The 6,591-nt window shown below is 70.3% G+C and carries 1 protein-coding gene; it reads right to left on the bottom strand.

Translation table 11 applies throughout. The features are described from left to right. Positions 1-6,493, bottom strand: a 6,493-nt coding sequence (locus GWK61_RS51760) for a type I polyketide synthase (protein ID WP_194921529.1), incomplete at its 3' end; no start/stop codon positions are given. Positions 6,494-6,591: the final 98 nt, after the last annotated feature.

Below are 6,591 nucleotides of genomic sequence, written 5' to 3'. Positions count from 1 at the left end.
GGGGCGTGGGGTCCTGCCAGAGCCCGTAAGCGATGGCGGTGGCCGGCCGGTCGTGGGCGCGCCGGTGGTGGGCGAGGGCGTCGAGGTAGGCGTTGGCGGCCGCGTAGTTGGCCTGACCGGGGGTGCCGAGGACGGCCGCCGTGGAGGAGGTGAGAACGAACTGTGCCAGCGGCGCTTCGGCGGTGAGGTGGTGCAGCCAGGCGGCGGTATCGGCCTTCGCGCGGAGTACGTGGTCGAGGTTCTGCGCCGTCTGTGCGGTCAGCTGTGCGTCGTGCAGGACTGCTGCGGTGTGGACGACGGCGGTGAGGGGGTGTGCGGGGTCGATGGTTTTCAGCAGTGCCGCCAGCTGTTCGGGGTCCGCGGTGTCGCAGGCGACGAGCTGGGGGTCGGCGCCGAGGGCGGTGAGGCGTTCGGTGATCTGTTCGGCGTCGGGGTGGTCGGGGCCGCGGCGGCCGGCGAGGATCAGGTGCCTGATGCCGTGCTGTTCGGCCAGATGGGCGGCGATGTGGCCGGCTATGGCGCCGGTTCCGCCGGTGATCAGTACCGTGCCGCGGGGGTCGAGGGCCTGGTCGACGGCGTCGTCACCGACGGTTTCGGTCGGTCGGAGTCGCGCGCTGAGCAGCTGGTCGTCGTACCAGGCAGCTTGATCGTGCCCTGATGCCGGAATCCTGCTGAACGCGGCGGTGTCGGCGATGTCGGTGTCGAGCTGGGTGATGCGGTCCGGGTGTTCGCTCTGCGCGACGGCTGTCAGGGCCCAGATGGCGGCGTGAACCGGGTTGGGCGCTGTGCCGGCCGCGGTTGTGGCGTAGCGGGTGACGCTGAGCAGCCGGGTCTGCTGGAGGCGCTCGTCCGTCAGAAACTCGGTGAGCAGCGCGAGGTGGTCGGCGCAGGCCTGGTGGAGGCGGTCCAGGTGGGTCTGCGGATCGCTGTCCGGGTCGTCTTCCGGCCGGCTGGCGACGGCGTGTATCAGCACACTCGGGGCCGGCTCACCTTGCTCGATCCTCTGGCTCAGAGCACTTATATCCGCCGCCGTCGCGGCGGTGGTCCAGCCGTGGCCGTCGGAACCGGCGTCGGCTGCCGCGTCTGCCATTTCTGCCGGGGTCCAGGTGAGCTGGAGCATCGGCGGTGCGGCGGTGAGGTTGCGCAGAGCGGTGGGCCGCAGATGGACGGCCTCGATGCTCAGGAGGGGAGTGCCTTCCGCATCGGTGGCGCTCAGGGTCAGGGTGTCGTCACCTGGTCCGGGGCCGACGGTCGCGTGCAGAGTGGATCCCGGCCGGCTGTGCAGGGTCACGCCGGTGTAGGTGTGCGGCAGCAGGATCTGCCCGGTGTCCGTGGCTCCGGGTGCGGCTTGGGGGTGGAACGCGGCGTCCAGGAGCGCCGGATGGACGGCGTAGCCGTGGCCGGTGTCGCTGATGCCGCCGGTGTCGCCGGTGATGATGTGAGTGCGCGTACGGGTCTGCCCGGTCGCGGGGTTGGAGTACGCCTCGGCGACGGCTTGGAAGGTCGGTCCATAGTTGTAGCCGTGGGCGGCCAGTGCCGGGTAGAGCTGATCGAGGGCGACCGGCTGCCAGCCTGCGGAGTCCGGGGCCAGGGAGGTCAGTGCATCAGCGTTCTCATTGCCTGGTCCCGTCGCGTTCCCTGTCGTCGCGGTGGCGTGCAAGGTCCAGGGCTGGTCGCCGTCCTGCCGGGCGTGCAGGGTCATCGCCCGGTGCCCGTCGGCGTCCGGCGGCGTGAGGGTGAGGTGCAGCTCGGTGGCGTCGGTGACGATCACGGGCGCGTGCAGCGTGAGTTCGTCCAGGTGGGCCGGGCCGTGCTCGGCGGCACAGGTCAGGGCCAGGTCCACGATGGCGGCGCCGGGCAGGACCGGGGTGTCGCCGATCGCGTGGTCCGGGATCCAGCCGGGCCGGTCGGGCTCGACCCGGCCGGTGTAGTGGACGGTGCCGTCGGGGGCGTCGGCGCGGCTGGTCAGCAGCGGATGGGCGACCGGCGTCAGGCCGAAGTCCTCGGGCCTGCCGCTGCCGCGCTCGGGCATCGGCAGCCAGAGGTGGTGGTGTTGGAAGGGGTAGGTGGGGAGGTCGGTGTGGCGGCCTTCGTTGTTGCGGGGCCAGGTGATCGGGGTGCCGTGGGTGTGGAGGTGGGCCAGTGCGGTGAAGAGCGTGTGGGTGTCGGACTGTTTGGGGTGCAGGGTCGGTGCGGCCCAGGTGTCGGGCGCGTCGTCGAGGGTGGATTTGGTGAGTGTGGTGAGGGTGGTGTCGGGTCCGAGTTCGAGGTAGCCGGTGGTGCCTGCGTTCTGGGTGTGGGTGATGGCGTGGTGGAAGTGGACGGGGCGGCGGATCTGCTGTGTCCAGAATTCGGGGTCGGTGAGTTGTTCGGTTGTGGCTGGTTCGGGGGTGGCGGTGATGAGCGGGATCGTGGGCTGGTTCCAGGTCACCTGCTGTGCGGCTGTGCGGAAGTCGTCCAGGATCGGGTCGGTGGCGCGGGAGTGGTAGGCGTGGGCCGTGTGCAGTGTCCGGGTGTTGATGCCGTGCTCCCGGAGCGCCTCAGCCAGTGCGGTGATGGCTTCCGGTGGCCCGGCCAAGGTCGTGGTCGTGGGGCTGTTGTAGGCGGCGATGTCGATGTCGGGGTGCTCGAGTAGGAGTTCTTCGATTCGCTCAGGGCCGGTGTGTGCGGTGAGCATGGTGCCGGGTGGCATGGTGTGCATGAGCCGTGCGCGTGTGGTGATGAGTTTTGCGGCGTCGGTGAGGGTGAGGATGCCTGCGGCTTGGGCGGCGCTGAGTTCGCCGATGGAGTGTCCGGCGACCAGGGCCGGTGCGGGGGCGAAGTTCAGCAGGAGGCGATAGAGCGCGGTGTGGATGGCGAACAGCGCTGGCTGGGTGTAGGCGGTGGTGGCCAACAGTTCCTCGTGCTGGTTGTCGAGGATGATCGGCAGCAGCGGCTGCTCAAGATGCTGGTCACAGGCTTCGCAGGCTTCTTCGAGGGCTTGTTTGAACACGGGGAAGGTTCGGTACAGTCCTGCGGCCATTCCGGGGCGTTGGGAGCCTTGGCCGGAGAACAGGTAGCAGACCTCGCCCGCGATGGCGGTGCCGACGGTCAGGTCGGGGTGTTCGCGCCCTGCGGCCAAGGCGAGCAACGCTTCCCGGGCCTGCTGGTGGTCGGTGGCCAGGGCGACGGCCCGGTCAGGGAGTCGGGCGCGGCCGTGCGTGAGGGTGTGGGCGATGTCGGGCAGTGCTGGAGGTTGGGGGCGGTCTAGGACTTGGAGCAGGCGGGTCGCGGTGTCGCGGAGGGCTGCGGTGCTGCGGGCGCTGATCGGCAGCATGACCAGAACCGGCTCGACCTCGACCTCAGCGCCAGCACCACCTTCAGTGCTGGCCCCGGCACCGATTCCGGCTTCGGTGCCGGCTCGGGTGTCGGTCCCGGTCTCTGCTTCGGCTTCGGTCGCGGTCTCGGTCCTGGCTTCGGCTGTATCAGGTTTTTGAGAGAGCGCTTGTTCAGCAGCGGGTGCGGTGGCGGGGGGTTGTTCCAGGATCAGGTGTGCGTTGGTGCCGGATACTCCGAAGGCTGAGATCCCGGCCCGGCGTGGTTGTCCGGTCTGTGGCCATGCGATCGGTGTCGTCGCCAGTTCCAGTGGTCCGGCTTCCCAGTCGATGTGGTGGCTGGGTGCGTCCACATGCAGCGTCTGCGGGATGGTGCCGTGCCGCATGGCCTGCACCATCTTGATAATTCCGGCCGCGCCGGCTGCTGCCTGGGTGTGTCCGATGTTCGACTTCAGGGAGCCCAGATACAGGGGCCTGCCGTGCGGCCGTTCGCCGTAGGCGGCGTTCAGCGCTCCGGCCTCGATCGGGTCGCCGAGGGTCGTACCGGTGCCGTGCGCCTCGATCACATCAACGTCGCCAGGCGCCAGACCCGCGCTGGTCAACGCTGCGGTGATGACGCGCTGCTGTGCGGGGCCGTTCGGTGCGGTCAGTCCGTTGCTGGCGCCGTCCTGGTTGATCGCCGAGCCGCGCACCACCGCGTGGATCCGATGTCCGTTGGCTTCCGCGTCCGACAGCCGCTCCAGCAGCAACAGCGCCGCGCCCTCGCTCCAGCCGGTCCCGTCAGCGGCTTCGGCGAAGGCCTTGCATCGTCCATCCGCCGACAGCCCCCGCTGCCGCGAGAACTCCACGAACACCGCGGGCGTCGCCATGACCGCGACGCCACCGGCGAGGGCCAGGTCGCATTCGCCGTTCCGCAGCGACTGCCCCGCCAGGTGCACAGCGACCAGCGACGACGAACACGCTGTGTTGACGGTGATCGCCGGACCGGACAGGCCCAGGGAGTAGGCGATGCGTCCGGAGACGACGCTCGTGTGGTTGCCGGCGAGCATGAAGCCTTCGAATTCGCGGGAGACGTCGCCGACTCTGGGCTCGTACTCATGGGTCCCGACGCCCGCGTAGACGCCTGTCTGCGTGCCCTGCAGAGTGGTCGGGTCGATGTTGGCGTCTTCCAGGGTCTCCCAGGCGAGTTCCAGGAGCAGCCGCTGCTGGGGGTCGGTGGCGGTGGCTTCCCGTGGCGACATGCCGAAGAAGGCCGGGTCGAATTCGCCTGCGTTGTGCAGGAATCCGCCGTGTCGGGTGTAGCTGGTGCCGCCGTGGTCGGGGTCCGGGTCGTAGAGAGCGTCCAGGTCCCAGCCGCGGTTGTCGGGGAAGGCGCCGATGGCGTCACCGCCGCCGTCGAGCAGCGTCCACAGCTGGTCCGCGTTGGAGATTCCGCCCGGCAGCCGGCACGCCATGCCGACGATCGCCAGCGGCTCGTCGGTCCGTGCGCCGCCGGAGACGGTGCGCGCGGCGGAGGTGGCGAGTCCGCCGCCGGTGAGCAGGCCGAGCAGCGCTTCGGCGAGCCGCTTGGGCGTGGGCTCGCCGTAGATGATCGTCGTCGGCAGGCTCAGCCCGGTGGCCGCACTGAGCCGCTTGCTCAGCTGGACCGTCGTCAGTGAGTCGAACCCGGAGTCCTTGAACGCGCGGTCGATGTCGATCGCCTCGTCGTCGGTGTGGGCCAGCACGATCGCGGCTTGGTGGCGAACCATCTCCAACAGGGTTCTGCGTTGCTGCGTCGGGTCCAGTGCTGCGATCCGCGCTGCGAACGACGTGCGTTCGGACGCCGCGTCGTCCGCGCTCCGGCTCGGGGCGGCCTCCGGGGCGATCGTCGCCAGCAACGGATGCAGCGAGCCGTTGGCGGCTTGAGTCCGCAGCGCGGGCCGGCTGAGCCGGGACGCGACCAGGTGCGGAGCGCCGTGACGGACCGCGGAGTCGAACAACGCAAGGCCCTGGGACGTCGAGAGCGGGATTATGCCGGTTCGCGTCAGCTGGGCCACCGCCGCCTCGGGCAGCTTGCTGATCATGCCCTCGGAGTCCTCCCACGGGCCCCAGGCCACGGTGGTCGCGGGCCGGCCGCCGGACTTTCGGTGGTGGGCAAGGGCTTCGAGGTAGGCGTTCGCGGCGGCGTAGTTGCCCTGGCCGGGGGAGCCGAGGGTGGCGGCGATGGACGACGTGCCGACGAACTGCGTCAGCGGCAGGTCCGCGGTCAGCCCGTGCAGCAAGGCGGCGGTGTCGGCCTTGGGGCGCAGCACGACCGCCAGGTCGTCGGCCGTCATGGCGGTCACCGGCTTGATCTGCATGACGCCGGCGGTGTGGATGACGCCGGTGAGCGGATGCGCGGCGTCGATGCCCGAAAGCAGAGCCTTGAGCTGGTCGGGGTCGGTGGTGTCGCAGGCGACGAGACGGGGTTCGGCGCCGAGGGCTGTCAGGCGTTCGATCGTCCGGGCGGCCTCGGGGTGCGCCGGCCCGCGCCGGCCGGCGAGGACCAGATGCCTGATTCCGTGGTGCTCGACCAGGTGGGCGGCGATGTGGCCGGCCAGGGCGCCGGTGCCGCCGGTGATCAGGACGGTGCCGTCCGGATCGAGGGCGGGGGTGTGATCGGCGCCGCTGGTCTTGGCCGCTTGGAGCCGCGGGGTGTGGAGCTGGTTCCCGTACCACGCGGATTGCCGATGCCCCGATGCCCGGGCCTGGCTGATCGCGGTGGCGTCGGGTGTGTCGGTGTCGAGCAGCGTGATGCGGTCGGGGTGTTCGTTTTGCGCGACGGTTGTCAGGGCCCAGATGGCTGCGTGGACCGGGTTGGGGGTGCCGGCGGCGGTGGTGGCGTGGCGGGTGGTGACGAGCAGGTGGGCCTGCTGGAGCCGTTCGTTCGTCAGGAACGCGGCGAGCAGCGCCAGATGGTCGGCGCAGGCTTGGTGGAGGCGGTTCAGGTGCGCGCCGGTGTCGCCGTCGGGATCGTCCTCGGGGCGGGTCTGGAGGGTGTGGATCAGCAGGCCGGGCGCGGGGGTGTCGTCGCCGAGCGAGTGAAGCAGGCTGCTGAGATCGACGTGGTGTGTCTCGCCGGTCTCGATCGCGGTGTCGGGCGAAGGAGCGGCCGCGGCCCAGGTGAGTTCGAAGAGCGACGACTCGGCACGCTTCGGCACCGGTAGCCAGTGGTGTTGGTGTTGGAAGGGGTAGGTGGGGAGGTTGGTGTGTTGGGGTGGTGTGTCGGCGGTGGTGGTTTGGGGCCAGGTGGGGGTGA

This window comes from Catenulispora rubra (assembly GCF_015356825.1).
Classification (GTDB): domain Bacteria; phylum Actinomycetota; class Actinomycetes; order Streptomycetales; family Catenulisporaceae; genus Catenulispora; species Catenulispora rubra.
Note: the sequence above shows the minus strand (reverse complement) of the source record. Positions and strands in the feature narration are given on the sequence as shown.